The 2,501-nt window shown below is 64.8% G+C and carries 2 protein-coding genes; both read right to left on the minus strand.

What is annotated here, in order from left to right; translation table 11 throughout:
* Nucleotides 1-328 precede the first annotated feature (328 nt).
* Nucleotides 329-1,489, minus strand: a complete 1,161-nt coding sequence (locus tag ACCAA_RS04630; protein ID WP_245754437.1) for an IS91 family transposase — start codon at nt 1,487-1,489, stop codon at nt 329-331.
* 9 nt (nt 1,490-1,498) lie between these two features.
* Nucleotides 1,499-2,344 (minus strand): tyrosine-type recombinase/integrase, encoded by an 846-nt coding sequence (locus tag ACCAA_RS04635; RefSeq protein ID WP_186406072.1) that lies wholly within the window; start codon nt 2,342-2,344, stop codon nt 1,499-1,501.
* Between the last annotated feature and the right edge of the window lie 157 nt (nt 2,345-2,501).

The raw sequence follows: 2,501 nt of genomic DNA on the forward strand, positions 1-2,501 counted from the left end.
AACGAATAGCGTTTATCTGCCGCCCCGAGGACGTTCGGTCCAAGCGCAGGCGTATCGCGGCAGATAAACGTGGTTGGACTGAACCGCCGCAATGGCGATCGTTATGGGGATTGTAGGGCTGGGCCGGCCAAAGTCAATCGTTTGGCATGATGTGGTGGAGCGGATCGACGCTGGCCGAGGGGCAGGAAGGCGGGCGAAAGGACACGCGGTAGAGGTGGCAGCGGTGAACGCGAGGTGCGTGGCAGGGCTTGCCCGCCGGTAAAGCGAACGACACCGCGGATGGCGCTGCCGTCCGATTGTTGAGGGGAGCAAGGAGGGACTGCGACCATCAAGGGGGCCCGCGCAGCTTTGGCTGATCGCGTTGAGGCAGGAGGGTGGCAACCACACGAAACTCTCCAATGCCGCAATGCGGGCAGCGCGCCTGCTCGATGCGCGCCACGCGCTGTATGAAGTCGGCGACCGACTCGATTAGCGCCGGCTCCGGTGGCGGCAGATTGAGCGCCGCGCGGGCGGCCGCCAGAGCGTCCTTCTTGCGCGCCGGCGAGAGCAGGCCGTAGTGACGGATGCGCTTGAAACCGGCCGGCAAGACGTGTTGCAAAAAACGGTCGATGAACTCGGTGCCCGGCACGCGCAGGGTGCGCTTCTTGCCGCTGGTGGGATCGGCGCGGACGCGCAGGAGCACGTCGTTGCCGTCGATGCCGAGGATACGCTCGTTGGAGACCGCCACCCGGTGCGTGTAGCGACCGAGGTATTCGAGTACCGCTTCCGGGCCGCCCAGCGGCTGCTTGGCATAGACCACCCAGTCATGGACGTGGATCCGTTGCTTCAGCCGTCGCCAGTCGGCAGGAGTGGCCAGCAGTCCCGGTAAGCGGTCTGCGCTGTGCAAGGCTTCGAGTCCGGCGACGAACTTGCCGCGAAAGACGCGCGACAGGGCTCGCACCGGGAACAGGAAGCCTTTTTTCGGTGCGATCCACTGACCACCTGGCGACAGTGCGCCACCGGCCACCAGCGCATGGAGATGAACGTGCCGGCCGAGATCCTGCTTCCACGTGTGCAGCACCAGCGAGAATGCCGGCACGCCGCCGAGATGTCGCGGGCTGGCGGCGAACTCGGCGAGGGTGGCCGAGACCGCCGAGAACAGGTTCTCGTAGAGCGGCCGTGGGGCAGCGGCAATCAAGCCATTGAGATCATGCGGCAGCGTGAACACGAGGTGGAAGTAGGGCACGGGCAGCACTTCGCGCCGTCGTGCCGCGATCCACGCCTCCTTCGCGCGGGTCTGACATTGCGGGCAATGCCGATTGCGGCACGAATGATAGACGTGCCGCACCGTCCCGCAGTGGTCGCAGGTTTCGATGTGGCCCCCGAGAATCGCGGTGCGACAGGCGAGGATCGCACGCCACACACGGGCCGCCGCGCACCCCAGGGACTTCATCGCCAGATAGGCTGGGCCGAAGGTGGCCAGCACCGCGGCCAGGCCGACCGCTTGCACCGACACCGCTCAGTCGGGATCGAGCAGTTCGAGTGGCGAGGGGGTGCCGATCAGGTGGGTGTGCGCCAGATGGAAGTAGCGTGTTGTCGTGCTGACGTGACCATGGCCCATCAGGCGCTGGATGGTGTGGATATCGACGCCGGCTTCGAGCAGGTGAGTGGCGAAGGCGTGGCGCAAAGTGTGGATACCGCCGCCGTGTTCAATACCGGCGGCGCGGCGAGCCGCGTGGTACATGCGCTGGGCAGTCTGGTCGGAGAGCGGACCGTCACCGCTGCTGTTGGGGAACAGCCAGAGCCGCGGGCGGCGAGCACGCCAGTACAGGCGCAGGGTATCGAGGAGACGCGGCGAGAGCAGCGTGTAGCGATCCTTGCCGCCCTTCCCCTGGCGGACCTTGATGCACATCCGATCCGGCGCGCTTTCGATGTCGCCAAGCTGCAGCGCGCAAACTTCCGACAGACGCAGTCCGGCCGCGTAGGTGGTCATCAGCACCGCGCGCGAACGCAGGTCGCCGCCGTGCGCGAACAAGCGTTGCACCTCGTCGCGCGTGAGTACCTGCGGCAGGCGTTTCGGCACCTTGGCCATCGGGATGTCGAAGGCCACGGACTTCTGCCGAAGTACGGTCGCAAAGAGAAACCGAAAGGCGCAGGCCGCTTGGTTGACACTGGAGTAGGCGAGCTTCTTCTCGGTGATCAGGTGCAGCAGGTACGACTGAATCGCCTCGGCATCCAGCGTGTCAGGCGAGAGCCAGTAGTACTTGGCCAGACCCGTGACACACGCCAGATACGATTCCTTCGTCCGTTCGGCGAGGCCTCGCAGCACCATCGCGTCGTTCATCCGCTTACGTAGTTCAGTCATCTCGTTCTCCTCATCAAGATCGGGAACATTCCCAATGAAGATGATCGGACCAATGACGATCAACTCGAGCAACTACGCCTTCTCAGAACGAAGACCCTCCAGAAACAACAACGCGGCGGTCGGCCTTCCCACCACCGCGCCAGCGGTTTAGTTCAAC

Origin of the sequence: Candidatus Accumulibacter aalborgensis, from assembly GCF_900089955.1 — a bacterium.
Taxonomy (GTDB): Bacteria; Pseudomonadota; Gammaproteobacteria; order Burkholderiales; family Rhodocyclaceae; genus Accumulibacter; species Accumulibacter aalborgensis.

What these genes read in the sequence shown, in the direction of transcription:
- ACCAA_RS04635 (WP_186406072.1), bottom strand. Translation starts at nt 2,344, where the DNA reads ATGACTGAACTACGTAAGCGGATGAACGACGCGATGGTGCTGCGAGGC.